This window comes from Streptomyces sp. NPDC001514 (assembly GCF_053597075.1).
Genome location: NZ_JBSFHO010000014.1, coordinates 152,027 through 175,775, shown reverse-complemented (window position 1 = coordinate 175,775; position 23,749 = coordinate 152,027). Strand labels below are relative to the sequence as shown.

At 72.3% G+C, this 23,749-nt stretch carries 26 protein-coding genes; 13 read left to right on the top strand and 13 right to left on the bottom strand.

Annotated elements, in window-relative coordinates:
* The first annotated feature begins 102 nt into the window (after nt 1-102).
* The gene (locus ACWCXB_RS17475) at nt 103-402 is read left to right on the top strand and encodes a hypothetical protein (RefSeq protein WP_450723709.1); all 300 of its coding nucleotides are present in this window, start codon (nt 103-105) and stop codon (nt 400-402) included.
* Between the two features lie 58 nt (nt 403-460).
* Here ACWCXB_RS17475 and ACWCXB_RS17470 read toward each other — a convergent pair whose 3' ends face one another.
* Both ACWCXB_RS17470 and ACWCXB_RS17465 read right to left on the bottom strand, forming a co-directional pair.
* Nucleotides 461-604 (bottom strand): GntR family transcriptional regulator, encoded by a 144-nt coding sequence (locus ACWCXB_RS17470; RefSeq protein WP_450723727.1) that lies wholly within the window; start codon nt 602-604, stop codon nt 461-463.
* 455 nt (nt 605-1,059) lie between these two features.
* Nucleotides 1,060-1,701: a TetR/AcrR family transcriptional regulator C-terminal domain-containing protein gene (locus tag ACWCXB_RS17465; protein WP_450723707.1), complete on the bottom strand. Its 642-nt coding sequence runs from the start codon at nt 1,699-1,701 to the stop codon at nt 1,060-1,062.
* A gap of 93 nt (nt 1,702-1,794) precedes the next feature.
* On the opposite strand from ACWCXB_RS17465, the gene ACWCXB_RS17460 reads away from it, so the two are divergent.
* Nucleotides 1,795-2,382, top strand: a complete 588-nt coding sequence (locus tag ACWCXB_RS17460; RefSeq protein WP_450723705.1) for a peroxiredoxin-like family protein — start codon at nt 1,795-1,797, stop codon at nt 2,380-2,382.
* Nucleotides 2,383-2,399: 17 nt separating this feature from the next.
* Here ACWCXB_RS17460 and ACWCXB_RS17455 read toward each other — a convergent pair whose 3' ends face one another.
* The gene (locus ACWCXB_RS17455; RefSeq protein WP_450723703.1) at nt 2,400-2,588 is read right to left on the bottom strand and encodes a hypothetical protein; all 189 of its coding nucleotides are present in this window, start codon (nt 2,586-2,588) and stop codon (nt 2,400-2,402) included.
* A 176-nt stretch (nt 2,589-2,764) separates the two neighbouring features.
* Between ACWCXB_RS17455 and ACWCXB_RS17450 the strand changes: the two genes are divergently transcribed.
* Nucleotides 2,765-3,799, top strand: a complete 1,035-nt coding sequence (locus ACWCXB_RS17450) for an NUDIX domain-containing protein (protein ID WP_450723701.1) — start codon at nt 2,765-2,767, stop codon at nt 3,797-3,799.
* Nucleotides 3,800-3,810: 11 nt separating this feature from the next.
* Here ACWCXB_RS17450 and ACWCXB_RS17445 read toward each other — a convergent pair whose 3' ends face one another.
* Both ACWCXB_RS17445 and ACWCXB_RS17440 read right to left on the bottom strand, forming a co-directional pair.
* Nucleotides 3,811-4,512 (bottom strand): MBL fold metallo-hydrolase, encoded by a 702-nt coding sequence (locus tag ACWCXB_RS17445; RefSeq protein ID WP_450723699.1) that lies wholly within the window; start codon nt 4,510-4,512, stop codon nt 3,811-3,813.
* Between the two features lie 87 nt (nt 4,513-4,599).
* The gene (locus ACWCXB_RS17440) at nt 4,600-5,964 is read right to left on the bottom strand and encodes a M20/M25/M40 family metallo-hydrolase (protein WP_450723697.1); all 1,365 of its coding nucleotides are present in this window, start codon (nt 5,962-5,964) and stop codon (nt 4,600-4,602) included.
* 149 nt (nt 5,965-6,113) lie between these two features.
* On the opposite strand from ACWCXB_RS17440, the gene ACWCXB_RS17435 reads away from it, so the two are divergent.
* Nucleotides 6,114-7,430, top strand: a complete 1,317-nt coding sequence (locus ACWCXB_RS17435) for a geranylgeranyl reductase family protein (protein ID WP_450723695.1) — start codon at nt 6,114-6,116, stop codon at nt 7,428-7,430.
* On the opposite strand, the gene ACWCXB_RS17430 is transcribed toward ACWCXB_RS17435, so the two are convergent.
* The gene (locus ACWCXB_RS17430; RefSeq protein WP_450723693.1) at nt 7,420-7,884 is read right to left on the bottom strand and encodes a nitroreductase family deazaflavin-dependent oxidoreductase; all 465 of its coding nucleotides are present in this window, start codon (nt 7,882-7,884) and stop codon (nt 7,420-7,422) included. The two genes, ACWCXB_RS17435 and ACWCXB_RS17430, sit on opposite strands and share 11 nt — an antisense overlap.
* A 122-nt stretch (nt 7,885-8,006) precedes the next feature.
* Here ACWCXB_RS17430 and ACWCXB_RS17425 point away from each other — a divergent pair, with 122 nt between their 5' ends.
* From ACWCXB_RS17425 to ACWCXB_RS17415, 3 genes are all read left to right on the top strand, one after another.
* Nucleotides 8,007-8,798 carry a TetR/AcrR family transcriptional regulator gene (locus tag ACWCXB_RS17425; protein WP_450723691.1) on the top strand — a complete coding sequence of 264 codons (792 nt, stop codon included), beginning with the start codon at nt 8,007-8,009 and terminating at the stop codon, nt 8,796-8,798.
* Nucleotides 8,799-9,042: 244 nt separating this feature from the next.
* Complete coding sequence (locus ACWCXB_RS17420; protein ID WP_450723689.1) at nt 9,043-10,296, top strand: sensor histidine kinase; 1,254 nt, start codon at nt 9,043-9,045, stop codon at nt 10,294-10,296.
* The gene (locus tag ACWCXB_RS17415; RefSeq protein ID WP_450723687.1) at nt 10,293-10,958 is read left to right on the top strand and encodes a response regulator; all 666 of its coding nucleotides are present in this window, start codon (nt 10,293-10,295) and stop codon (nt 10,956-10,958) included. The genes ACWCXB_RS17420 and ACWCXB_RS17415 overlap by 4 nt, the downstream gene beginning before the upstream one ends.
* 57 nt (nt 10,959-11,015) lie before the next feature.
* On the opposite strand, the gene ACWCXB_RS17410 is transcribed toward ACWCXB_RS17415, so the two are convergent.
* Nucleotides 11,016-12,533 (bottom strand): MFS transporter, encoded by a 1,518-nt coding sequence (locus ACWCXB_RS17410; protein ID WP_450723685.1) that lies wholly within the window; start codon nt 12,531-12,533, stop codon nt 11,016-11,018.
* 87 nt (nt 12,534-12,620) lie between these two features.
* Here ACWCXB_RS17410 and ACWCXB_RS17405 point away from each other — a divergent pair, with 87 nt between their 5' ends.
* Entirely contained in the window at nt 12,621-13,022 is a 402-nt protein-coding gene (locus ACWCXB_RS17405; RefSeq protein WP_450723683.1) for a MarR family winged helix-turn-helix transcriptional regulator, read from the top strand.
* A gap of 96 nt (nt 13,023-13,118) precedes the next feature.
* Here the strand turns inward: ACWCXB_RS17405 and ACWCXB_RS17400 are convergent, their stop codons facing one another.
* From ACWCXB_RS17400 to ACWCXB_RS17390, 3 genes are all read right to left on the bottom strand, one after another.
* The gene (locus ACWCXB_RS17400) at nt 13,119-13,874 is read right to left on the bottom strand and encodes a maleylpyruvate isomerase family mycothiol-dependent enzyme (protein WP_450723681.1); all 756 of its coding nucleotides are present in this window, start codon (nt 13,872-13,874) and stop codon (nt 13,119-13,121) included.
* A 21-nt stretch (nt 13,875-13,895) separates the two neighbouring features.
* Nucleotides 13,896-14,246, bottom strand: coding sequence for an SCO4225 family membrane protein (locus ACWCXB_RS17395; RefSeq protein ID WP_450723679.1), 351 nt, complete (start codon nt 14,244-14,246; stop codon nt 13,896-13,898).
* A 65-nt stretch (nt 14,247-14,311) separates the two neighbouring features.
* Nucleotides 14,312-15,631, bottom strand: coding sequence for an MFS transporter (locus ACWCXB_RS17390; protein WP_450723677.1), 1,320 nt, complete (start codon nt 15,629-15,631; stop codon nt 14,312-14,314).
* A gap of 202 nt (nt 15,632-15,833) precedes the next feature.
* Between ACWCXB_RS17390 and ACWCXB_RS17385 the strand changes: the two genes are divergently transcribed.
* Together ACWCXB_RS17385 and ACWCXB_RS17380 are read left to right on the top strand one after the other, a co-directional pair.
* Nucleotides 15,834-17,060 (top strand): ROK family protein, encoded by a 1,227-nt coding sequence (locus tag ACWCXB_RS17385; protein WP_450723675.1) that lies wholly within the window; start codon nt 15,834-15,836, stop codon nt 17,058-17,060.
* Nucleotides 17,061-17,172: 112 nt separating this feature from the next.
* Nucleotides 17,173-17,937: an SAM-dependent methyltransferase gene (locus ACWCXB_RS17380; protein ID WP_450723673.1), complete on the top strand. Its 765-nt coding sequence runs from the start codon at nt 17,173-17,175 to the stop codon at nt 17,935-17,937.
* Here ACWCXB_RS17380 and ACWCXB_RS17375 read toward each other — a convergent pair.
* Together ACWCXB_RS17375 and ACWCXB_RS17370 are read right to left on the bottom strand one after the other, a co-directional pair.
* On the bottom strand, nt 17,910-18,536 hold the full coding sequence (locus tag ACWCXB_RS17375; protein WP_450723725.1) for a DUF4865 family protein: 627 nt from the start codon (nt 18,534-18,536) through the stop codon (nt 17,910-17,912). The genes ACWCXB_RS17380 and ACWCXB_RS17375 overlap by 28 nt on opposite strands.
* Before the next feature lie 14 nt (nt 18,537-18,550).
* Nucleotides 18,551-19,123 carry a TetR/AcrR family transcriptional regulator gene (locus ACWCXB_RS17370; protein WP_450723671.1) on the bottom strand — a complete coding sequence of 191 codons (573 nt, stop codon included), beginning with the start codon at nt 19,121-19,123 and terminating at the stop codon, nt 18,551-18,553.
* 250 nt (nt 19,124-19,373) lie between these two features.
* On the opposite strand from ACWCXB_RS17370, the gene ACWCXB_RS17365 reads away from it, so the two are divergent.
* The 3 genes from ACWCXB_RS17365 to ACWCXB_RS17355 are packed head-to-tail and all read left to right on the top strand — an operon-like array spanning nt 19,374 to nt 22,992.
* On the top strand, nt 19,374-19,652 hold the full coding sequence (locus ACWCXB_RS17365; RefSeq protein WP_450723669.1) for an SHOCT domain-containing protein: 279 nt from the start codon (nt 19,374-19,376) through the stop codon (nt 19,650-19,652).
* Nucleotides 19,649-20,425 carry an ABC transporter ATP-binding protein gene (locus ACWCXB_RS17360; RefSeq protein ID WP_450723667.1) on the top strand — a complete coding sequence of 259 codons (777 nt, stop codon included), beginning with the start codon at nt 19,649-19,651 and terminating at the stop codon, nt 20,423-20,425. Before ACWCXB_RS17365 ends, ACWCXB_RS17360 begins: the two co-directional genes overlap by 4 nt.
* A complete protein-coding gene (locus ACWCXB_RS17355; RefSeq protein WP_450723665.1) occupies nt 20,422-22,992 on the top strand; it encodes an ABC transporter permease in 2,571 nt (856 codons plus the stop codon). Before ACWCXB_RS17360 ends, ACWCXB_RS17355 begins: the two co-directional genes overlap by 4 nt.
* 41 nt (nt 22,993-23,033) lie before the next feature.
* Here the strand turns inward: ACWCXB_RS17355 and ACWCXB_RS17350 are convergent, their stop codons facing one another.
* On the bottom strand, nt 23,034-23,654 hold the full coding sequence (locus ACWCXB_RS17350; RefSeq protein ID WP_450723663.1) for an ATP-binding protein: 621 nt from the start codon (nt 23,652-23,654) through the stop codon (nt 23,034-23,036).
* Between the last annotated feature and the right edge of the window lie 95 nt (nt 23,655-23,749).

The window sequence follows — 23,749 nt, the reverse complement described above, 5'->3', positions numbered from 1 at the left end:
CTCGGCAGCCTTCTGCAGCTCTGCCGGATCTCAGCATTCCAGGCTACGGGGTGCCGCTGTCGGCCTTGCTCCTATCTCGGACACCAGTCATACGCTGGGATCATGGGCCTGTGGCTGGCGTGGGATCTGTACGACGTTGCGTCCGGCGGAAGCGACGTGGGCGATGTCGTCGGGGCGCTGGACCGGATCGAGCAAAGCCTTAAGGAAGCGCAGGACAGGCTCGAAGAGGGGCCGCGCATGGTGACGCCGCAGAAGGTCGCCTCCTTCCAAGAGTCCATGCTGATCATTCGCCGCCGTTTCCTGGACGAGGGGCAAGCAGCCGTTAAGCGCGGTGACCGCTGGTCGGCACACGTGGGAGGCGTCAGCCTGGAACTCACCCCACCCAAACACCACCTCGGGTAGGGAGCCTGACCGTAAGAGCTCCTAGCCAAGCCCCGCCACCGTGCGGGGCTTCGACATGTCAGCCCTCCGGCCGCCACGAGACGAACGTGCCCTTGTTCGGCAGCGTTCGCACCAGGCCGCGGTCCCTCAACTCCCGCACCGCCCGCCGTACCGTGCCGGGCGCAACCCCGTACTGCGCGCCCATGTCCCGCCTGTTCGGCAGTCGCGCGCCTTACGCGCCACCGCGACCAGCCAGGCCTACACCGCGTTCATCTCCCACGCTTCCGCCTGCGGCAACTGCCGCACCGAAGGCGTCTACTGCGAGGAGGCCACCGTGCTGCGGAAGGCCTACCGCGACGTTGAAGCAGGCAACCCTTAGTCCACTGGCCCGGCCCTAAAGAACCGGGCTTGGAGGTAGCGCCCAACTGGCTGCTGGGTGGACTCCTCCGTCAGACACCCCTACGACGGGGTGGACGGGGTGGCAGGGACGCGTGACTCACGCCCCGCAGTCCACGCAGCCTCGCCCTTGCGGGCGATGATGCGGGAAGCGTTCCGGTCTGCGTGGGCAACGACCCCGCAGTTCCGGCAGGTGAACGTTGGTCTTCCTGCTGCTGCAGCGGCACTTCATCGCGGGGCTGACGCTCGGGGCCGGCAAGGGGTGAGAACGCCCGCGTGGCGTCACGCCTCCGGGCCGCTCGGGCCGTCCGAGCCGTCCAGGCCGCGCAAGAGGATCGCGAGTCCGCCGAGGAACTCCTGGTCGGCATCGACGGCGGCGGCGTACCGCGCGGTCTCGGCCATGTACGGGAACTCGTCCTGCGGAAGCCGGGCGATGGCGTCCGTGCCCCGGCCCGACAGGGGGCCGAGGTGTTCGAGCTGCATCGCCCCGATGACGTAGGCGACCAGCCCGCGCAGCGCGATGACCCGCCGCTCGCCCTCGAAACCCGCCTCGGTGAGGATGCCGAGCACGGTCTCCGCCCAGCGCAGCTGGCTGGGTGACCGATGCCGGTGGGTCATGGTCAGCGGTACGACCGCCGGATGGGCGTCGACGGCGTCCCGCAGCCGCCCCACCATGACCTCGATCCGCTCCCGCCATGACGCGTCCGGGGGCGGCGGCGTGGTGTCGACGGCGCCGAGGACGAGCTCGACGACGAGCTGCTCGAGCTCGTCGCGGTCGACCACGTACCGGTAGAGCGCCATCGTGCTCATCCCGAGCTCCACGGCGACGGCGCGCATCGTCAGCCCGGCGAGCCCTTCGCGGTCGATGACGGCGAGGGCGGCCGAGGCCACCTGGGCATGGGTGAGCGAGCGTGGGCGCGGCATGACGGTTGACAGCGTACGGCATACGCCTACGATTGGTAGGTGTACGGCATACGCCAACGATGGCTGTGTCGCCCGCGAGGGAAGGGTTGTCCGATGCGCACGTCCCGAACGTCTCCCGGCTCCGTCGTCACCGCCCGCGCACTGACCGCCGTGTCCGGTCCGCCCGTGGCCGTCCCCGATCCCGGGCGCCTTGTTCATCTGCAGTTCCGGCGGTTCGCGGGCTGCCCGGTCTGCAACCTTCATCTGCGGTCGGTGGTGCGGCGGCACGGGGAGATCGAGGCGGCCGGCATTCGCGAGGTCGTCGTCTTCCACTCGCCGGCCGGTGAACTGGCCGAGCACACCGCGGACCTGCCGTTCGCCGTGATCGCCGACCCCGGCAAGCGGCTGTACGCCGAGTTCGGTGTCGAGTCGGCGCCCCGATCGCTGCTCAGTCCGCGCGCGTGGGGCCCGATCCTCCGGGCGGTCGCGCGCAGCGCATGGGAGGTCGCCCGCGGAAGGGAACGCGCACCGGCACCCACCCAGCCCGGCGGACGGCTGGGGCTTCCCGCCGACTTCCTGATCGGACGCGACGCCCGTGTGCTCGCCGCCAAGTACGGCGAGCACGTCTACGACCAGTGGTCGGTGGACGAGCTGCTGGCCCTGGCAGCGGGCGCGCCGCGGCCCGAGCCGACAGCGCCCTGAGCCGGGCTCCGACGAGGTCAGCCGAGCGGGTGGCGGCCCGGTTCGGTCGGCTGGTGCGGGACGATCACCAGGAAGGCGTCCGTGTCGAGGTCCATCACGACCTCTGCCGGAAGGCCCTCGTCGCGCCGGGCGCGCGCGAACTCCTCTGCCGGGCGGCTGCCCCATGGCCCCCCGGCGGGAAACATCTCCAGCACCCTGCGGCGCATCCGCGCACCCCCTCGTCGTCGTGAACCCCAACGACGCTCCCTCAGGAACTGTTACGCCCCGACCGCTTCAGGCCGTTGCGGGCATGGATGCGGCCGGTCCGACCCACCCGGAGACACGGGTTTCCGTGGCAGGGTGTTGCGGGCAGTCCACTGGGGGCTACGGAAGAGGGGGAACCGTGATCGTCTGGATCAACGGTGCGTTCAGCGCGGGCAAGACCTCCGCCGCTCGCGAACTGATCGATCTGATCCCGAACAGCACTGTGTACGACCCCGAAGTGATCGGCGGGGCACTGCGGTATCTCCTGCCGCAGAAACGCCTCGACGAGGTGACCGACTATCAGGATCTGCCGATCTGGCGCCGGCTGGTCGTGGACGCCGCGGCCGCCCTGCTCGCCGAGGTCGGCGGCGTGCTCGTCGTTCCGATGACGGTGCTGCGTCAGGAGTACCGCGACGAGATCTTCGGTGGGCTCGCCGCCCGCCGCATACCGGTCTGCCATGTCCTGCTGGCCCCGGAGGAAACGATCCTGCGGACGCGTATCGCCGAACGCGAGGAACCCGACGTCCCCGACGCCGAACAGCGGGTACGGCAATGGGCGTACGACCACATCGAGCCCTACCGCAACGCCCTCGGCTGGCTCACCGCCGACGCCCACGTCGTCGACACCTCGCACCTGACACCCCGCGAGACCGCCGAGGCCGTCGCCGAGGCCGTACGCACCGGCGCCGCCGGGATATGCGAGATCGTGCAGACACCCGAGCCGACCGCCGAGACACTCGCCGCCGGAGTCCTCCTCTTCGACGACGAGGACCGGGTGCTGCTCGTCGACCCCACCTACAAGCCGGGCTGGGAGTTCCCCGGCGGAGTCGTGGAGCAGGGCGAGGCCCCGGCCCGCGCCGGGATGCGCGAGGTCGCGGAGGAGATCGGCATCCAGCTCGACGCGGTACCACGGCTGCTGGTCGTCGACTGGGAGCCGCCGCGGCCGCCCGGCTACGGCGGGCTGCGGCTGCTCTTCGACGGCGGACGGCTCAGCGGCGAGGCGGCCGCACGGGTGCTGCTGCCCGGTTCGGAGCTGCGGGGCTGGCGCTTCGCCTCCGAGGAGGAGGCGGCCCGGATGCTGCCCCCGGTCCGCTACGAACGCCTCCGCTGGGCCCTGCGGGCCCGCGAGAGAGGCACGGTGCTCAACCTGGAGGCAGGTGTGCCTGTCGGCTGAACGCCGTCGGGTCACGCGCCTTCGGGCGAGGCATCGGCCGCCGCCGCGCTCAGTGCGTCCGCGGCGTCCGCGGTCACCGGGTCACCGTGCCCGCAGCAGACCGTCGTCGGCGCAAGAGCGGCCAGCCTGTGCAGTGACGCCCTCGCCTGCTCCCGGTCCACATTGAACACACCCAGCATCACCTGTCCCACGGACGCGACTGCGTCCCCGGTGAACAGCACGCCGTGGCGCGGCAGATGAACCGCGATCGAGCCGTCGGTGTGGCCCGGGACATGCACCACCCGGGCCCCGCCCGCGAACCCGAGCTCGTCCCCGTCCGCCAGCTCCCGGTCCACCCGGGTCGGCGGCGCCTCGGGCACCGTGAGCCCGTGCTCGTACAGCGGGATCTCCCAGTCGAGCAGTACGGGTTCGGGCACGGGCGCCTCGCCGCGGATCACCGGTGCGTCCAGCGCGTGCGCCAGCACCTGGGCCCCGTACCGGTCCGCGAGCTCCTGTGCCGCACCGACATGGTCACGGTGACAGTGGGTCAGCACGATCCGGCGGATGTCCGCGGGGTCGAACCCGAGGCCGCGTACCGCCTTCTCGATGCCGGCGGCGGCATGGACATGGCCAGCGTCGACCAGGGTCAGCTCGTCGCCGTCCCGCCACAGGTAGGCCTGGCCGATCGGGAAACGGAACATGTGCAGCTGGGGGAGCACCTCGATGACGTCCATGCGGCGAACGTACGGTGCCCCGTACGCCCGCCGCATGGATGTCAGCTCTCGGCGATCTTCGCCCAGCGCTTAACCCTGCTGCGACACCTAATTCTGCTTCGAGCGCGCGTAGTTCACCAGGAACAGCGCCTCCGCGACCGACAGCCGCTCCAGCTCCTGCGGCGAGACGCTCTCGTTCACGGCGTGGATCTGCGCCTCCGGCTCGCTCAGCCCGATCAGCAGGATCTCGGCCTCCGGGTAGAGCGCGGCGAGCGTGTTGCACAGGGGGATCGAGCCGCCCATGCCGGACGTCTGCATCTCCTCGCCCGGGTACGCGACCTGCATCGCCTCGGCCATCGACGTGTACGCCGGGCTGTTCACATCCGCACGGAACGCCTGGCCCTGGCCCACCTGCTCCAGGCTCACCCGGGCGTTCCACGGCGTGTGCTTCTCGATGTGGGCGAACAGCAGCTTCGTCGCCTCGGCCGCGTCCTGTCCGGGCGGCACCCGCAGGCTGATCTGCGCGCGGGCGCTCGCCGGGATCGACGGGGTCGCACCGGCCACCGGCGGGCAGTCGATGCCGATGACGGTGACCGCGGGGCGCGCCCAGATCCGGTCGGCGACCGTGCCGTGGCCGATCAGGCCCACGCCGTCCAGGACCTTCGCGTCCTTGCGGAAGTCGCCCTCGGGGTACTGCAGCCCGTCCCAGGCCGCGTCCGCCGTGAGGCCCTCCACGACCGTCGAGCCGTCCTCGGCCCGCAGTGAGTCGAGGACGCGGATCAGCGCGGCCAGCGCGTCGGGCGCGGCGCCGCCGAACTGCCCCGAGTGCAGGTTCCCTTCGAGGGTGTCCACCTGGACCCGGATCATCGTCATGCCGCGCAGCGTCGCCGTGACGGTCGGCAGCCCGACCCGGAAGTTCCCGGTGTCGCCGATCACGATCGTGTCGGCGCTCAGCAGCTCCGGGTGCGCCTCCGCGTACTGCTCCAGACCGCCGGTGCCCTGCTCCTCGGAGCCCTCGACGATGACCTTCACGGAGACCGGGACGCCGCCGTTCGCCTTGAGGGCGCGCAGGGCGAGCAGATGCATGATGAAGCCGCCCTTGCAGTCGGCGGCCCCGCGCCCGTACCAGCGGCCGTCCCGCTCGGTCAGCTCGAACGGAGGCGTGATCCACGCCGACTCGTCCAGCATCGGCTGCACGTCGTAGTGCGCGTACAGGAGCACGGTCGGCGCGCCCTCCGGGCCGGGCAGCAGGCCGTACACCGACTGCGAACCGTCGGGGGTGTCCAGCAGCGCGACGTCCTGGAAGCCCTCGGCGCGCAGCGCGTCCGCCACCCACTCCGCGGCCGCCTCGCACTCGCTCTTCGGAGCCACGGCCGGGTCCGCCACCGAATGGAACGCCACCAGCTCCGCGAGCTCCGTCTTGGCGCGGGGCATCAGGGTGGCGACGGTCTCGGCTATCGGATTCGCGGACATGGGCACGCTCCTTGTGGGTGCGACGTTGTGTTCATTGTGTGTACGGCGAAGGTACGGCCGATCCTCCCACAGCGGGGGTCGCGGGCCGCGCCCGTAGGATGCCGTCGAGAGCTTGGGCCTTGGGGTCGGATCGGGAGCAGAAGCACATCGTGAGCAGCGAGAAGGCAGATGCAGTCAGCGGACACGGCGAGCCGGTGTGGGATGTCGTCGTGGTCGGGGCCGGACCGGCGGGAGCATCGGCGGCCTACGCCGCCGCGGTCGCCGGACGCCGGGTGCTCATCCTGGAGAAGGCCGAGCTGCCCCGCTACAAGACCTGCGGCGGAGGGATCATCGGCCCTTCGCGGGATGCCCTGCCGCCCGGCTTCGAGCTGCCGCTCCAGGACCGGGTCCACGCGGTCACCTTCTCGCTGAACGGCAAGCTGTCCCGTACCCGCCGCTCGCGGCGGATGCTCTTCGGGCTCATCAACCGGCCCGAGTTCGACGCCGCGCTGGTCGAGCAGGCGCAGAAGGCGGGCGCCGAGCTGCGCACGGGGGTGACGGTCTCCCGGGTCGAGCAGCACGGCCCCTCCGTGCCGGACCGCCGCACGGTCGCGGTCGTCCTCGCCGACGGTGGGACGGTCCTCGCGCGGGCCGTCGTCGGCGCCGACGGCAGCGCCAGTCGGATAGGAGCGCATGTAGGGGTCAAGCTCGACCAGGTCGACCTGGGCCTGGAGGCCGAGATCCCGGTGCCGGCGACGGTGGCCGAGGACTGGGCGGGGCGGGTGCTCATCGACTGGGGCCCGCTGCCCGGGAGCTACGGCTGGGTCTTCCCCAAGGGCGGGGTGCTGACCGTCGGAGTGATCTCGGCGCGTGGCGAAGGGGCCGCCACCAAGCGCTATCTGGAGGACTTCATCGCCCGGCTGGGGCTGGCCGGTTTCGAGCCGTCCATCTCGTCCGGGCATCTGACCCGCTGCCGCGCCGACGACTCACCGCTGTCGCGCGGTCGGGTGCTGGTGTGCGGGGACGCGGCCGGGCTGCTGGAGCCGTGGACGCGTGAGGGCATCTCGTTCGCCCTGCGCTCGGGGCGCCTCGCGGGGGAGTGGGCGGTACGGATCGCCGAGGCGAACGACGCCGTGGACGCCCGCCGCCAGGCGCTGAACTACGCCTTCGCCATCAAGGCGGGGCTGGGCGTCGAGATGGGCGTCGGCCGGCGCATGCTCGCGATCTTCGAGCGGCGCCCGGGCTTCCTGCACGCGGCGATCACCGGGTTCCGGCCGGCCTGGAAGGCGTTCGCGGACATCACCCGCGGGTCGACGTCGCTGGCGGGCATCGTGCGCTCCCGGCCCATGGCCCGGCGCGCGCTGGAGGCGCTCGACCGGGTACGGCCGGTGAGCGCGGGGGCGGACCGCCGGGGGGCCGCCGCGTCGGGAGCGGGCGAGCGGGGACCGGGCGAGCTGGACGCCGACGGCGCACGCGTCACTTCATGACCGTGATCCGGAACACCGGGTGATCGGGGGCGGCCGCCAGGATCTCCGAGTCGGAGGACTTGGCGGTGACGCCCTGGAAGAACCGGTCCACCTCCCAGCCCCAGCGCTCGAGGTAGCCGCGGAGGACGGGGAGTTTCTCGCTGTCCGGGATCTCCTCGGCGGTGAAGGTGTGCACCTTGCGGCCGAGGCGGAGCTCGCCGCCACCCGCGGCGCGCATGTTGCGCACCCACTGGGAGTGGCCGCGGGCCGAGACCAGGTACTGCACTCCGTCCTGGGTGAACGGATTGACGGGGATGCGTTGCATGGTGCCGCTCTTGCGGCCGCGCACGGAGAGCTCGGCGGTGCCTAGGAGGCTGACGCCGCGGCGGGCGAGCCAGCCCACGATGCGGTTCATGCGGACCTCGAGCGCGTTGGCATGGACGTAGTGCGGCGACGACGACATCGCGATCTCCATCGTATGAGGTTGAGAGAGCACTGCTCTCGCTTGAGAGCAGTGTGCACCGGATCGGCGATCCAAAGCAAGAGCACTGCTCTCGTTCTTGAGCGATGCTCCGGGAACGTGACACACTGTCTCGCATGAGCAGCGCCGGCCGGACGAGCAGCACGAGCACCACGAGCACCACGAGCAGCACCGGCTCCACCGTGCGGGGGGCCAGGGAGCGGGCCCGCAGCGAGATCACCGCCGCCATCAAGGACGAGGCACGCAGACAGCTCGCGGCCGAAGGCGCCACCAAGCTCTCCCTGCGCGCCGTCGCACGCGAGCTCGGCATGGTGTCCTCGGCGCTGTACCGCTATTTCCCGAGCCGCGACGAGCTGCTCACCGCGCTGATCGTCGACGCGTACGACGCCGTCGGCGCCGCCGCCGAGCGGGCCCTCGCCGACGTCGACGCCCACGCCGAGGCGCAGGCTGCCGGACCGGCCGACCCCGTCGTCCGCTGGACCGCCGTGTGTGTGGCCGTCCGGGCCTGGGCGGTCGCCCACCCCCATGAGTACGCCCTGATCTACGGCTCCCCGGTCCCGGGCTACGCCGCCCCGGCGGCCACCATCGCGCCGGCCTCCCGCGTCGGCCTCACCCTCATCACCATCGCCCGCGACGCCCACCGCGGCCCCGGCGTCGCCCCGGCCCCGCTTTCCGCCGAACTCCGTCCCGAAGCGGACCGTCTGACCGCCGACCTCGCGCCCGACCTGCCCGCTGCCCTCGTCGTCGCCCTGGTCGCCGCCTGGTCCCAGGTGTTCGGGCTGATCTCCTTCGAGGTCTTCGGCCAGTTCAACCGCATCGTGGAGGACCGGGAGACCTTCTTCTCGTACGCGGTCTCCCGCCTCGCGCGAGACACGGGACTCGTCCTGCCCGGCTCCGCCCCGCGTTAGGTCCCTGCCCCGCGCCGGCTCAGAACCTGCCCATCTGCTCCTCGGTGCGGTGCCCCAGCCGCCTGCCGAACTCCTCCGGGTGGTCACCCAGCGACAGCACCCCCGGCCCTTCGGCTCCGTCTCGATCAGTGCGGCCCACTGTGGCACGGCCCTCTGAGAGCAACTCTCGTACTCCACAGGGAGTACGTCCGATCACCGCGCCCGGCTGACGCCCGCCGGGACCGGTGCGGTCTAGCGTGACGGTATGGATGAGCAGCGCACGAGCCACCACCATGGTGGCCCGCCGTGGATGCACGGCGGGCCACCGTGGTGGCGTGATGGACGGGACCGGTGGGCGGACCGGTGGGGCGGCACCGGCGTGCCCTGGCGGTCCACGCTGTTGCTCGCCGTCTTCGTGATGGTCGGTACGGGCTTCGCGGCGCGGAACCAGCCCTACAGGGAGCCGCTCGACACCTTCGCCCGGGCCCTGCTGCTCGCCGGGCCCGCCTTCCTCCTGCTGCGCCGGAAATACCCGGTCGTCGCACTCGTCGGCGCGGCGGCGACCGCCCTGGTGTATCTGGCCACCGGGTATCCGTACGGACCGGTCTTCGCCACCGTCGCCGTCGGAGTGTTCTCGGCGATCGTCGCGGGCCACCGTCGCGCGGCCTGGTGGGCCGTCGGAGTGCTCGCAGCCGGCCACCTGCTGGTCGGACACTGGCTCTACCGCTATCTGCCACCCGGAAACGACACGGCTGCGCCGTGGGGCGAGGAGCTGATCGGCACCGCATGGGTCGTGGCTGTCCTCGCCGGCGCCGAACTCGCCCGCGCCCGCAGGGAGCAGTGGGTCCGCGAGCGCGCCGAGCGCGCCGCCGCCGAGAAGCGCCGCGCCGACGAGGAGAGGCTGCGCATCGCCCGCGAACTCCACGACGTACTCGCCCACTCCATCTCCGTCATCAACGTCCAGGCGGGGGTCGGCCTCGCGCTGCTGGACTCCGACCCCGAGCAGGCCCGTACGGCACTGACGACCATCAAGGCGGCGAGCAAGGAGGCCCTGGGGGAGGTGCGGCAGGTCCTGGACACCCTCCGCGCTCCCGGCGACGCCCCCCGCGCACCGGCGCCCGGCCTCGACCGGATTCCCGAACTCGTCGAGCAGGCCGCCAGGACCGGACTCACGGTGGAGGTCACCACCGAGGGGACGAAGGCCGCTCTGCCGCCGGGAGCCGATCTCGCCGCCTTCCGGATCGTGCAGGAGGCGCTGACCAACGTGGTGCGCCACTCCGGGTCCCGCACGGCACGGGTAGCGATCCGTTACGCGCCGGGCCGCCTCGCTCTCCGTATCGACGACGACGGCCCCGCCACCGGCACCGAACAGGGTGGCAGCGGCAACGGACTCGCCGGGATGCGGGAGCGGGCCGCCGCGCTCGGTGGCACGATCGAGGCGGGCACCCGCCCGGACGGAGGCTTCCGGGTGCACGCCGACCTGCCGTTCCAGCCGAGGGCACTGGAGGAGACACCGTGATCCGGGTACTGCTCGCCGACGACCAGTCGCTGGTACGGGCCGGCTTCCGGGCACTGCTCGACGCCCAGCCGGACATCGAGGTGGCGGGGGAGGCCGCGGACGGCGAGGAAGCGCTGCGCGAAGTCGCCGCGCTCAAGCCCGACGTCGTCCTGATGGACATCCGGATGCCGCTGCTCGACGGGCTCGCGGCCACGCGCCGTATCACCGAGGACGAGTCCCTGGACGGTGTGAAGGTCGTCATGCTGACCACCTTCGAGCTGGACGAGTACGTCTTCGAGGCGATCCGCGCCGGGGCCTCCGGCTTCCTGGTGAAGGACACCGAGCCGGAGGAACTGCTGCGCGCCGTAAGGGCGGTGGTGGACGGCGACGCGCTGCTCTCGCCCGGTGTGACGCGCCGGCTCATCGCCGAGTTCGCCGCCCGGTCCAAGGCGCCCGCCCAGGACGAGCGGCTCGCGGAACTCACCGAGCGGGAGCGGGAGGTGATGGCCCTCGTCGGGATAGGCCTCTCCAACGAGGAGATCGCCCGCCGGCTCGTGGTCAGCCCCCTCACCGCCAAGACGCACGTCAGCCGGACGATGGTGAAGCTGGGCGCCCGCGACAGGGCCCAACTGGTCGTGCTGGCCTACGAGTCGGGGCTGGTCCGCCCTGGCTGGCTCGGCTGACCGGACAGCGCGGCGGCGTGCGGGCAATGACCCGCACGCCGCCCCGTGTCGTTTTGGTCAGTTACGGGCCCCGACGCGCTCGTCGGCCGCGTCGTCCTCCCGTACGGACCCGGTGCCGGAGCTGGACCCGGACCCTGACTTCGCGACGACCACCGAGTGCTGGGCGGCGCGCCGCGCACGCAGTCCGGTCAGCGTGATCAGCAGCCCGGCCGCCGCGATCGCGGTGACCACCACCAGGCCGGGCCGGAAGCTGTCGAGCACCTCCTGCGGGGAACGGCCGGTCTCCCCGCCCGCGGTGACCACCGCCGTGACGACAGCCAGGAAGATCGCGCCGCCCACCTGGATCGACGTGTTGAGCAGCCCGGAGACCATGCCCTGCTCATGGTCCTCCACCCCGCTGGTGGCCTGGATGTTGAGCGAGGGGAAGACCAGCGCGCACGCCGCGCCGAGCAGCAGCATCGACGGCAGGATCACGGCGGCGTAGCTGGGTGTGAGGTCGATCTGGAGGAACAGCGCATACGCGATCACCAACAGCGTGAATCCGGTGGCGATCACCCGTGGCGTGCCGAACCGGTCCACGACCGTGCCGATCTTCGTCGAGGAGAGGGCCACCAGCGCACCCGCCGGCAGGAAGGCCAGCGCGGTCTGCAGCGCCGACCAGCCGAGCAGGGACTGCATGTACTGCGTGACGAGGAACTGGAAGCCGACGTACGAGCCGAAGAAGAAGGCGGCACCGAGGTTCGCCCGGACCTGGCTGCCCGAGCGCAGCACCCCCAGCCGGATCAGCGGGTGGGAGCTGCGCCGTTCGATCGCGACGAAGGCCGCGATCAGCAGGGCCGTGGCCAGGAACGACAGCAGCGTGCGGGCCGAGGCCCAGCCCACCTCCGGCGCCTGGACGACGGTGAAGACCAGCAGCAGCATCGAGGCCGTACCGCTGACGGCGCCGGGGACGTCGTACCCCTTGCCGGAGTCCTCGCGGCTGCTCCGCGGGATCAGCCGGATGCCCACGAGGAGCGCGATGAGCGCGATGGGCGCGGGCAGCAGCATCGTGAGCCGCCAGCTCACCTCGGTGAGCAGCCCGGACAGCACCAGGCCCATGGAGAAGCCGGTCGCGGCGCAGGTGGTGTAGATGGACAGGGCACGGTTGCGCTGCGGCCCCTCCTTGAAGGTCGTCGTGATGATCGAGAGCCCCGCGGGCGCGGTGAACGCGGCGCTCAGGCCCTTGATGAAGCGGCTGGCGATGAGCAGCGGCCCGGAGTCGACGAGCCCGCCCAGCAGGGAGGCGAGCGCGAAGACGGCAAGGGCGATGAGGAACACCCGGCGCCGGCCCAGGAGATCGGCCGCGCGACCGCCGAGGAGCAGCAGTCCGCCGTAGCCGAGGATGTAGCCGCTGACGATCCACTGCAGGGTCGAGGTGGTCAGGCCGAGGTCGGTGGCGATGGAGGGCAGCGCGACGCCGACCATCGAGACATCGAGGGCGTCGAGGAACATCGCGGCGCAGAGCACGAGCAGGGTGCCCCACAGCCGCGGTGTCCAACGCTCCTGCGATGTGGGGACGTTGAGCGGAGAGGTCATGCGCAGCACACTACATGCACATGCATTGAATGCAAGTGCATTTAATTCCGATGCAACAAAGTCCGTGTTCTCTGCTAACGTGCGGTCATGGCGGCGAAGAAGTCCGAGCGCACGCTCGTGGACGAATGGCGTGACGTACTCGCGCTGCACGCGCGCACGATGTGCGAGCTCGACCGGGAGCTCCATCAGCACGGCCTCGGCGCGAGCGACTTCGAGGTCCTCGATGTGCTCGCCGAAGGCGCCGCGGATGACGGCGGCTGTTCGTACCGGGTGCAGGAGCTGGCTTCCCGCGTGCATCTGAGCCAGAGCGCGCTGTCGCGGCTGGTCGCACGGCTGGAGAAGGACGGCCTGGTGACGCGGGGGATGTGCAGTGAGGACCGGCGCGGGGTGCGCGTGGCGCTCACGGACAAGGGGCGCGAGCGCCATGCGGAGGTGCAGCCGCTGCAGCGGGCGGTGCTCTCCCGGATGCTGGCCGGCCCGGACCGCTGACGTCCGGGGCAGCCGGCGCCTGGGGCTGCTGCGGCCCGGATCGCTGACGTCCGCGCTTCCGGGGCGTCCGCGGCCGCTGACGCCCCGGGACGGGGCTCAGGACCAGGTGATCGCGGACTTCTCGCGCCACAGCCGCGCGAGTCCGGCGTCCCCCGCGACGGTCACGGCGGTGAGCGGCAGCCGGTTCCACAGGGCGAGGTAGAGCCGGCCCGCGGGACCGCTCAGCTCGCAGTCCGCCAGCCCCTCGCCGGTACGTTCGGTGCGCGCCGGTTCCGGGGACAGACGGACGGTCCAGACGTCCTCCGTGTCCGTGGCCCGCACCCGGAAGGTCCGCGGCACGTCCGCGCGTACCCGGCTCTTGGGCCGGGCGTGGAACGCGCACAGCAGTTCGTCGATCCCGTCGGCCGCGAACCGGGCCGGCACGGCTGCGGACACGGACAGCGGACCGCCGGCGAGAGCGGATTCCGCGTCCATGCGGTGCATGGCGGTCTCGTGGGCCTGGCGCCGCGCCCAGAAGGCCCGGGGTGACGGCGCCGGCAGGAAGCTCCAGCAGTCCAGATCCTCCGGCGCACCGGTGAGCGCCGCGACCAGCAGCCCGTGCCCTTCCCGGAACCACTCCAGCAGTTCGTCCCCGTCGAGGTCCGGCTCACCCGCGTCCGGGTGGTACGCCGTGTGTCCCTCGACCACGAATTCCGTCGCCCAGCGATGCACCATGCCGGTGTGCCGCAGCAGATCGCTCACCGCCCACCCGGGACAGGTCGGCACTGCGGCCTCCGGGCCTGCCTTTTCGGCGGCGCCGGCCAGCAACCGCCCCTCCTCCGCGAGGTACTTGATCAGCTCCACGGTCTCCATGCGGGCATTGTGCCAGCGGCGTCACACACCGTGGAGGTGTGCGGACCGCGGCCTGCCACGCAACATATGGACGAACCAGCCGATCGCGAAGGCCTGGATGAGCGCCGAGACGGCCAGCGCCAGATACGGGAACCAGTCCGATCCGGCCACGGAGCCGCCGAGCCACTCGCCGCCCGCCGCGACGACGAAGAACGTGGGCGCGGTGAGCATCATCGGCATCAGCCACGCGAACGACGCGTCCTCGTGGTGCACGAACAGCGTGTCGTATGCGGCGAGCAGGGTGGCCACGGCCACCAGTCCGAGATACACCAGCGACGCCGGATTGGCGAAGGTCAGCCGGGCGATCCGGCCGAGACGTCCGTTCCTGTTCATGAGCGGTGCCCCCTCGGTCGATGTCTCCATCGTGGTGCAGGGGCGGCGTGGACGCCTGCGTACGTCTACTCGGCCCGCGAACCGGTGTCTGCGCCGTGCGTGCCCGGTACGGGTGCCTGCGCCGTGCGCGCCGCGTATCCGATCAGGGCCGCCGCACCCGCGAGGACCGCCACCGTCGTCAGAGCCACCGGCAGCGAGAACCAGTCGGCGAGGAAGCCGATCGCGGGCGGCCCGAGCAGCATTCCGCCGTAGCCGAGCGTGGACGCGGCGGCCACACCGCCGGGGCCGGCGATGGCGCCCGCGCGGGCCACCGCCACCGGGAAGATGTTCGCGAGGCCGAGCCCCGTCACGGCGAAGCCCAGGAGGGCGAGCCACGCGGTCGGGGCCAGTGCGCCGAGCAGCATGCCGGCCGCGGCCGTCGCACCGCCCGCGACCAGCGTCCGGGTCTGGCCGAGCCGCTCCAGCAGGGTCGTGCCGGTGAGCCGGCCCGTGGTCATGGCGAGGGCGAACAGCGAGTACCCGGCGGCAGCCACGCCCGGATGTGCGTTCAGGTCCTGCTCGAGATGGAGCGCTCCCCAGTCGGCCAGCGCGCCCTCGCCGTACGCCGTGCACAGTGCGATCACACCGAAGAGCACGACCAGGCGCCGGGTACGGCCGGTGAGCCGCGCCGCTGCGGGTGCGCAGGTGCGCGCCGCTGCCTGTGCGGATGTGCGTGCCGACGCGGGCCGCCCCCGGTCAGAGGAAGGCGTGGGCGGCACGGGCCGCGCGGGCGAGGGATGGCGCAGCAGCATCGGGCCTGCCGCCGCCGTGACCAGCAGCCCGATCCCGGTGAGTGCGAAGAGATGCGCCACGGGGGAGAGGCCCGCGGCGACCAGGCCGCCGAGCCCGGCGCCGATCATGCCGCCGAGACTGAAGGCGGCGTGAAAGCTGGGCATGACCGGCCGCCGCAGCGCCGCGACCAGATCCACGGCGGCGCTGTTCATCGCCACATTGATGCCGCCGTACGCCGTGCCGAAGACCAGCAGCACCAGGCCGAGTGCGAGCGTCGAGTGCGTCATCGCGGGCAGCGCGATGCTCAGCGACATCAGGACCCCGGCCGCGACGGTCACGGGGTGGCTCCCGAAGCGCCGGCACAGCCGCCCGGTGAGGGTCATCGTCACCACGGCACCGGCCGACACCCCGAGGAGGGCGAGGCCCAGACCGCTCTCCGAGGCGCCGGTCTGCTGCTTGATGGCGGGGATACGGACCACCCAGCCGGCGAAGAGGAAGCCGTCGAGGGCGAAGAAGACGGTCAGCGCGGCGCGGAGGCGGGTCAGGGAGTGTGAGGCGGGGTCTCCGCCGTGGCTCCCGTGAGTGGCCGTGCATAGTTTGTTTAGTAGCGGCACAAACTCAGGATAGAGGCGCCGCCGGTACGGCACAAGCGCGCAGCACAGCGCCGAGGCCCGCCCGGGTGCCCATGACGGCGTCGATACGGACGGCAAGGGACGGGTACGGCGCCGGCCCCGGCCCCGGGCGCCTGTTCCGGTGGAAGGGCAGCCGGCCACACGACCGCTCGCCTTCCTGCTGGATCATGGGAGACTCGCCTCCATGAACGGCAAGGTGACGACGGCCCGGACGAGGCTGGAGAGAGGCCGCAGCGCGCTCGGCCCCGCGCTGGAACTGGTGCATACGGGCCGTGCGCCCACGCGGGCCGTCCTCACCGCCGAACTGGGCGTCACCCGCGCCACCGCCGGCGCCGTCGCCGCCGAACTCGAAGCCCTCGGTCTGATCCGCGTCGATTCCCGGCCGGGCGCCGCCGCCGGTTCCCAGGGCCGTCCCTCGCACCGGCTGTCCGTCGACGACACCGGACCCGTCGCGCTCGCCGCGCAGGTGCACGCGGACGGATTCCGGGCCGCGCTCGTCGGACTCGGCGGGCGGATCGTCGCGACCGCGCCCGGCTGTGTCACGGTCTCCGCCGACCCGGCCCAGGTGCTCGGCGAGGTCGTCGACGCCGGTGCCGCTCTGCTGCGGGACAGCGGCCGCCGCTGCATCGGCGCCGGGCTCGCCGTCCCGTCCGCCGTGGCCGAACCGGAGGGCACCGCGCTCAACCCGCTGCATCTGGCCTGGCCCGCGGGCGCCCCGGTCCGCGACATCTTCGCCGAACGCGTCCGCGCGGCCGGCATCACGGGCCCGGCCTTCACGGGCAACGACGTCAATCTCGCCGCCCTCGCCGAGCACCGCCACGGCGCCGGCCGCGGCGCCCAGCACCTGCTCTGCGTCGCCACCGGCCACCGCGGCGTCGGCGGCGCCCTCGTCCTCGACGGCCGCCTGCACACGGGCAGTTCCGGCCTCGCCCTGGAGGTCGGCCACCTCACGGTCAACCCCGAGGGCCGCCCCTGCTACTGCGGCAGCCGCGGCTGCCTCGACGTCGAGGCCGACCCCCTCGCCTTCCTCACCGCTGCGGGCCGCGAGCCCGGCCCCGAGGTGTCCCTGCTCCAGCAGTCGCGCGACCTGCTCCGCACGGAGTACGACGACCCCTCGGTACGCGCGGCCGCCGAGGAACTCGTCGACCGGCTCGGCCTCGGCCTCGCGGGCCTCGTCAACATCCTCAACCCGGACCGCATCATCCTCGGCGGCCTCCACCGCGAACTGCTCGACGCCGACCCGGAACGCCTCCGCGCCGTCGTCGCCGACCGCAGCCTCTGGGGCCGCAGCGGCGGAGTCCCCATCCTCCCCTGCACCCTCGACCACAACAGCCTGGTGGGCGCGGCGGAACTGGCATGGCAGCCGGTCCTGGACGACCCGTTGACCGTACTGCCGGCGCGCGCGTCCTGACCGCGGCGGCGGCCGGGGAGGCGGCCGGCGCCCCGGCCTGGCGCGCCCGCCGCCCGCCGCACCGCGCGGAATTCGGATGTGTGTACGGCCCGCGTGTCGTACCGTCCGCATCATGTCCGAGACCGATCTTCCGCCCAGACTCACCCGGCTCACCTTCCACGGGCCCTTCTCCGAGGTGCGGGCCGCCGGGCTGACCGCGCGGCTCGCCCGCCTCGACCCCACCTCGATCCTCGACATCGGCTGCGGCTGGGGCGAGTTGCTCCTGCGCGTCCTGGAGGCCGCGCCGGGCGCGACCGGCGTCGGAATCGACATCAACGCCGAGGACCTGGCCCAGGGCCGGGATCTGGCCAAGGAGCGCGGGCTCGCCGAACGGGTCGCGTTCGTCGAGGAGTCCGCCCTCGGCAGCACGCGCGGCCCCGCCGATGTCGTGCTCTGCCTCGGCTCCAGCCAGGCGCTGTGCGACCCGGAGGGACCGCACGACCCGGCGGCGGCACTCAAGGAGCTTCGGCGCCTTGTCGCCCCCGGCGGCCGGGTGGTGCTGGGCGAGGGCTTCTGGGAGCGCACACCGACCGACGAGGAGTTGGCCGCGATGTGGCCGGGCGCCCACACCGGGGACCATCTCCTGCTGGGTCCCCTCGTCGATCTCGCCGTCGAGGCCGGGTTCCGCCCGGCGCGGATCGAGACCGCGTCGGCGGAGGAGTGGGAGGAGTTCGAGTCCGGTTACCGCGAGGACAGGGAGGTCTGGCTCGCGGCCCACCCGGACCACCCCCAGGCCGCCGAGATCCGCGAACGTGTCGACCGCCAGCGCTCCAGCTGGCTGAACGGCTACCGAGGTGTCCTCGGGATCGCCTATCTGACCCTGGTGCCGGTGGGCTGAGGACTTCCCTCGGGCCGGCAGTCCGACAGCCGGGCGCGGTGCGGCGCCGAGATGTGCAGCACCTGGAAGCGGTCGCCGGCCGCCGCGTCGGGGGCGGCCCCCGCCCACAGCGCGAAATGCACGAGCTCCCAGTGCCGGGAATCGACCGCGACGGCCGCCGCCACCACGCCCTCCGTTCCGGCCAGTCGGCGGTGTTCGGCAAGAGCCTCCTGCACCGCATCGGCGGGCGTGTCGTCCTCCCGCATCCGTACGCGGCGGCGCGTGGCCGTTCTCGGCGCCGCTCCCGAGGCGCGTCCCTCGCGTCCCTCGTCGTAGGCGAGTCCCACCCAGTGCTGCACCGCCGGCCGTCCGAAGTCGTTCACGATGCCCTGGAATCCGGGCCCCAGGAGGAAGGCGTTCATCCCCTCGGGCGCAGTCCACAGATAGAACGGTGCGTACTGGTTGACCGCCGAGCCGTCAGTCCGCTCGCGGATCAGATACGCCTTGAGGCCGAGCCCGGGGAAGTCGTCGAGCAGATGCCCCTTCGTGGCGACGCGCCTGCGGATGATCTCCATGTCGTAGTCGGCGGGCAGAGTGATCTCGTACTGCATGGCATGCAACGGCACGAACCTCCTCAGTCCCCAGCGGAGTCACGGGGAGCGAGCAGTGCGAGCAGGCCCCGTACGCCCGTGTCGAAGGCAGCCGTCGACCCGGAGGCCCGCGCGAGCACATAGCCACCCTGTACGGTCGCCACGATCAGCGCCGCGACCTCGGACGGCACGAGCGAGGCGCTGAACTCGCCCCGCTCCCGCCCCTCGTCGACGATTCCCTCCAGCCGCTCGCGCAGCCAGTCGAGCGTCTCGTCGACCGGCGCGCGCAGTGTGTCGCTCGCGATGACGTCCGGGTCCATCGTCAGCCGCCCGACGGGGCAGCCGCGGAGCACATCGCGCTCGCGCGACAGATAGGCCGCGATGCGCTCGTACGCCGATCCGGGCCTGCCCAGCGGGACTTCGGCGGCGGCTCGCAGCTCCTCGGCCGTGCGGCGGATCGCCGCAAGCGCGAGATCGGGCTTGCCCGCGAAGTGGTGGTACATGCTGCCCTGCCCGGCACCCGCTCGCTGCTGGATCGCCTTGGGGCTGGTGCCCACGTAGCCGCGCTCCCACAAGAGCTCTTGCGTGGCTTCGATCAGGCGCTCCGACGTGCTCATGCACCCGACTGTACATACTAGTAGGTACAGCCGTCGAGACCTGATCCGCCGCGGCCCGGAGCAGCCGCGAACGCCCCGCGTACTCCCCGGGTGGTAGGCGCAGTGCCGCTGGCCGTACGACGACTCGGACCCCCTCCCGGAGCGAGCCTGTGACCAACGGAAGACGGCTACGCGAGACACGCCGTCGGACACCGACGTCGGACACCGCCGTCAGAGATCGCCAGAAATCGCTACCGAGGAGCCGACCGCCATGAACACCCTTGCCTACGACGGGCCCGGCCCGTGGGTCCTGTTCTTCCCGCTGATCTGGGCCGCCGTGATCGTCGGCGTCGTCACCGTCCTGCGCCGCACGGTCTGGCGCGGCCGCCGCGGACCGTGGCAGCACCGCGCGATGCACGGTGAGCAGTCGCCGATCGCCGTCCTCGGCCGCCGGTTCGCCGCCGGTGAGATCGACGAGGACGAGTACTGGCGCCGGCTGTCCGTCCTCGACGAGCAGTTCGGCCCGCACTCCAAGGGCGGTGCCGCATGACGACCGCGACCGCCGCCACGTCGACCCGTACCGCCGTCCGCGTCGTGGACGCCGTCAAGGTCTACGGCGCGGGCGACACCGAGGTCCGCGCCCTGGACGGGGTCAGCGTCGGCTTCCCGGCCGGCCGCTTCACCGCGATCATGGGCCCGTCGGGCTCCGGCAAGTCGACGCTGATGCACTGCGCGGCCGGGCTCGACACGCTCACCTCCGGCTCCGCCCTCATCGGCGACACCGATCTGAGCACCCTCGACGACCGCGGCCTCACATGCCTGCGCCGCGAGCGCATCGGCTTCGTCTTCCAGGCCTTCAACCTCATCCCCACCCTCACCGTCGCCGAGAACATCACGCTCCCCGCCGATCTGGCGGGGGAGCGCCCCGACCAGCGGTGGCTCGACACCCTCATCGATGTCGTCGGCCTGCGCGACCGGTTGCACCATCGGCCGAGCGAACTCTCCGGCGGCCAGCAGCAGCGTGTCGCCGTCGCCCGTGCCTTCGCGGGCAGCCCCGACGTCGTCTTCGCCGACGAGCCGACAGGCAATCTCGACTCGCGCTCGGGCGAGGAGGTACTGCGGCTGCTCGGCGATGCGGTACGCCGCACCGGCCGTACGGTCGTCATGGTCACCCATGACCCGGTCGCCGCGGCCCACGCGGACGAGGTGGTCTTCCTCGCGGACGGCCGCCTCGTCGACCGCATGGACGCGCCCACCGCCGGCAAGGTCCTCGACCGGCTGAAGGCCTTCGACAACAAGGCGGCAACGGCGGTGACGTCATGAGTTCCGTCTCCACAGCCGCCCGGCTCAGCCTCTCCTCCCTGCGCGCCCACAAACGCCGCTTCGCCGGCACCTTCACCGCCGTACTGCTCGGGGTCGCCTTCCTCACCGGCACCCTGGTCATGGGCGACACCCTGCGGGCCAGCTTCGACACCATGTTCGGCAACGCGACGAGCGGCACCGACGCCGTCGTACGCAGCGCCGACACCATCACCGTCCCGGGCCAGGCCCAGGGCACCCGCGAGCCCGTCGACAGCGCGCTCGCCGAGCGGATCGCGAAGACACCGGGCGTCGCCGCCGCCGTACCGAACATCCAGGGCGCGGGCCAGCTGATCGGCAGCGACGGCAGGCCGATCGGCGGCCAGGGCCCGCCCACCCTCGCGGGCAACTGGATCGACGACCCCGAGCTCAACCCGTACCGGCTCGCCGAGGGTCGCACCCCCGCCGGGCCCGGCGAGGTGGTCGTCAACCGCGGCGCCGCCAGGACCGGCGGTCTGGGGATCGGCGACACGACGGTTCTGCGCACCCCCGACCCCGTCCGGGTCAAGGTCGTGGGCCTGGCCACCTTCGGCGGCGAGGACGGCATGGGGCAGGTGACCTTCACCGGCATGATCCGCGCCGACGCCGAGAAGTACCTCACCCCCGAGCCGGGGCAGGCGTCGAGCATCCTGGTACGGGCCGGACCCGGCACCGGTCAGCGGGACCTCGTCGACGCGCTCACCCCCGTACTCCCGCAGGGCGTCGAGGCGATCACCGGCCAGGAGTCCGCGCAGGAGAACACCGACATGATCTCGGGCCAGTTCCTGACCCTCTTCACCACCTTCCTGCTCGTCTTCTCCGGCGTCGCCCTGCTGGTCGCCACCTTCTCCATCCACAACACCTTCGCGATCGTCGTCGCCCAGCGCACCCGTGAGAACGCCCTGCTGCGTGCGCTCGGCGCGTCGCGGCGCCAGGTCGTCGGATCGACGCTCGCCGAGGCCGCCGTCGTCGCCGTCGTCGCCTCCGCGGCGGGACTCGTCGGCGGCATCGGCATCGCCGCGGGGCTGCAGACGCTGTTCCCCGCGATCGGCTTCCCGTTCCCGGAGGGCGACCTCGTCATCAGCGGGCTGTCCATGGCCCTGCCGCTCGTCGTCGGCATCGTCGTCTGCCTCGGCTCCGCGCTGCTGCCTGCCGTACGGGCCGGGCGCACCGCGCCCCTCGCCGCGCTGCGCGAGACCGCCGTCGACCGGTCCGGGTCCTCTCGTGGTCGCGCCGTCACCGGTGCCGTTCTGGCGCTCGCCGCCGTGGGAGCGTCCCTCGCCGGTGTCCTCGCCACGCCGTCCCTGTGGCTCGCGGGGGCGGGCGGAGTGCTGGCCCTTGCCGCGTTCGTCGTTCTCGGCCCTGTGGCCTCCTCGACAGCCGTGCGGGTCCTCGGAGTGCCGCTGGACCGGCTGCGCGGCGTCACCGGACGGCTGGCCGTGCGCAATGCCCTGCGCAGCCCCCGGCGCACCGCCGCGACCGCGAGCGCCCTGATGATCGGTGTCGCCGTGGTCTCGCTCTTCACCGTCTTCGGCGCCTCGCTGAAGGCGACAATGGACCGGACGGTGTCCCGATCCTTCGCGGGCGATGTGGCCGTCAGCGCCCCCGCGTTCGGCGCGGGTGGCAGCGGCCTCAGCCCCCGGCTCGCCCCGGCGCTCGACCGGCAGCCCGAGGTGGCGACCGCGGTGGGCCTCGGCCGCGGGGTCGCGGAGGTCGACGGAGAGGGCCGTGCCCTGACCGTCGCCGATCCGGCCGCCGTCGGTGAAGTGTTCGACCTCGGCACGGTGGAGGGCTCCCTCGACGGACTCGGCGGCGACGGCATCGCCGTGACCCGCGACGAGGCGGAGTCCCACGGCCGCCGACTCGGCAGCACGACCGAACTCACCTTCACCGACGGCACGAAGCAGACCTTCACGGTCCGCGCCGTCTACGACAGGTCCGAGCTGGTCGGCGACTACCTCCTCGCCCGCGAGGCCTGGGCCCCTCACCGCGCCCAGGACGCCGACACGCTCGTCGCCGTCTCCTTCAAGGATGGTGTGGGCGCCGCCGACGGCAAGGCCGCGGTCGAGAGGATCGCGCAGGCGTACGGCGACCCCGAGGTGCAGACGCGCGACGAGTACGCCGCGTCGTCGGCGGGCGGCATCGACATGATGCTCACCCTCGTCCATGCACTGTTGGCCCTGGCCGTGCTCATCGCCCTGCTCGGCATCGCCAACACGCTCACCCTCGCGATCCATGAACGCACCCGTGAACTGGGCCTGTTGCGCTCCGTCGGTCAGACCAGGTCCCAGCTGCGTGCCATGGTGCGCTGGGAGTCGGTGCTGGTCGCCGCCTTCGGTACGACGGGCGGGCTCGCGCTCGGTGCCTTCCTCGGCTGGGTGCTGGTCAGGGCGTCCGACGGTGGGACCGACACGGCGTTCGCGTTCGCGCTCCCGCCGGACCGGCTCGCGGTGGTCGCGCTGGTGGGTCTCGCGGCCGGGGCGGTCGCGGGCCTGCGGCCCGCACGCCGGGCGGCCCGCCTCGACGTACTGCGGGCCATCGCCACCGAGTGAACTCCGAGCCCGGCTCTGCCCTGCCGGCCCACTCCGCCCGGTCAGCCGGAAACGGCCGACCGGGCCGCGGCAGCTGTACGGGGCGTACGGGGCTCCGACGAGGGCCCGGCTTCCACGACCGCGAAAGGATCTCCGGACCCCACAGCGGCATCAGCCGCGAAGGAAACGCCGGCTGCCACGGGAGCACCGGCGGCCGCGGCAGCGCCGGCCTTCGCCCCGTACGCAGCGGCGACCGCATACGTCGGCGTCTTCGCCGCACCGACAGGAAGCGTTGCCGGGAGCGTGAACCAGACGACCTTGCCGTCCTCGCCCTTGGGCAGCACACCCCAGCTTTCGCTGAGGGCCTCGATCAGCGCGAGCCCGCGCCCGGTGGTCTCGAGCGGACCGGCGGTGGCGACCACGGGAAGCCTCGGGTCGTGGTCGTGTACCGAGACCGTGAGACGGTCGAGCAGCAGCTCGATCTCGACGGTGCAGAGTTTGTCCGGCTCTGCGTGCCGGTGGACATTGGTCAGCAGCTCTGTGACGCCGAGCGCCGCATGGTCGATCAAGGGATCGAGCTGCCAGTAGCGCAGTTGCGCCGAGACGATCCTGCGGACCTGACCGATCCGCGACGGGAGGGCCTGGAGCTCCACCCTGCAATGCCTGCTTGCCTCGCTGATCACGGCTGCGACTCCCCGAAATAGGTCCGGAAGAAGACGAAGGAACGGATCCAGCAGTTGGCTGCCTGCTGTTTGCGCCGACGGTCTGGGTCACAGTG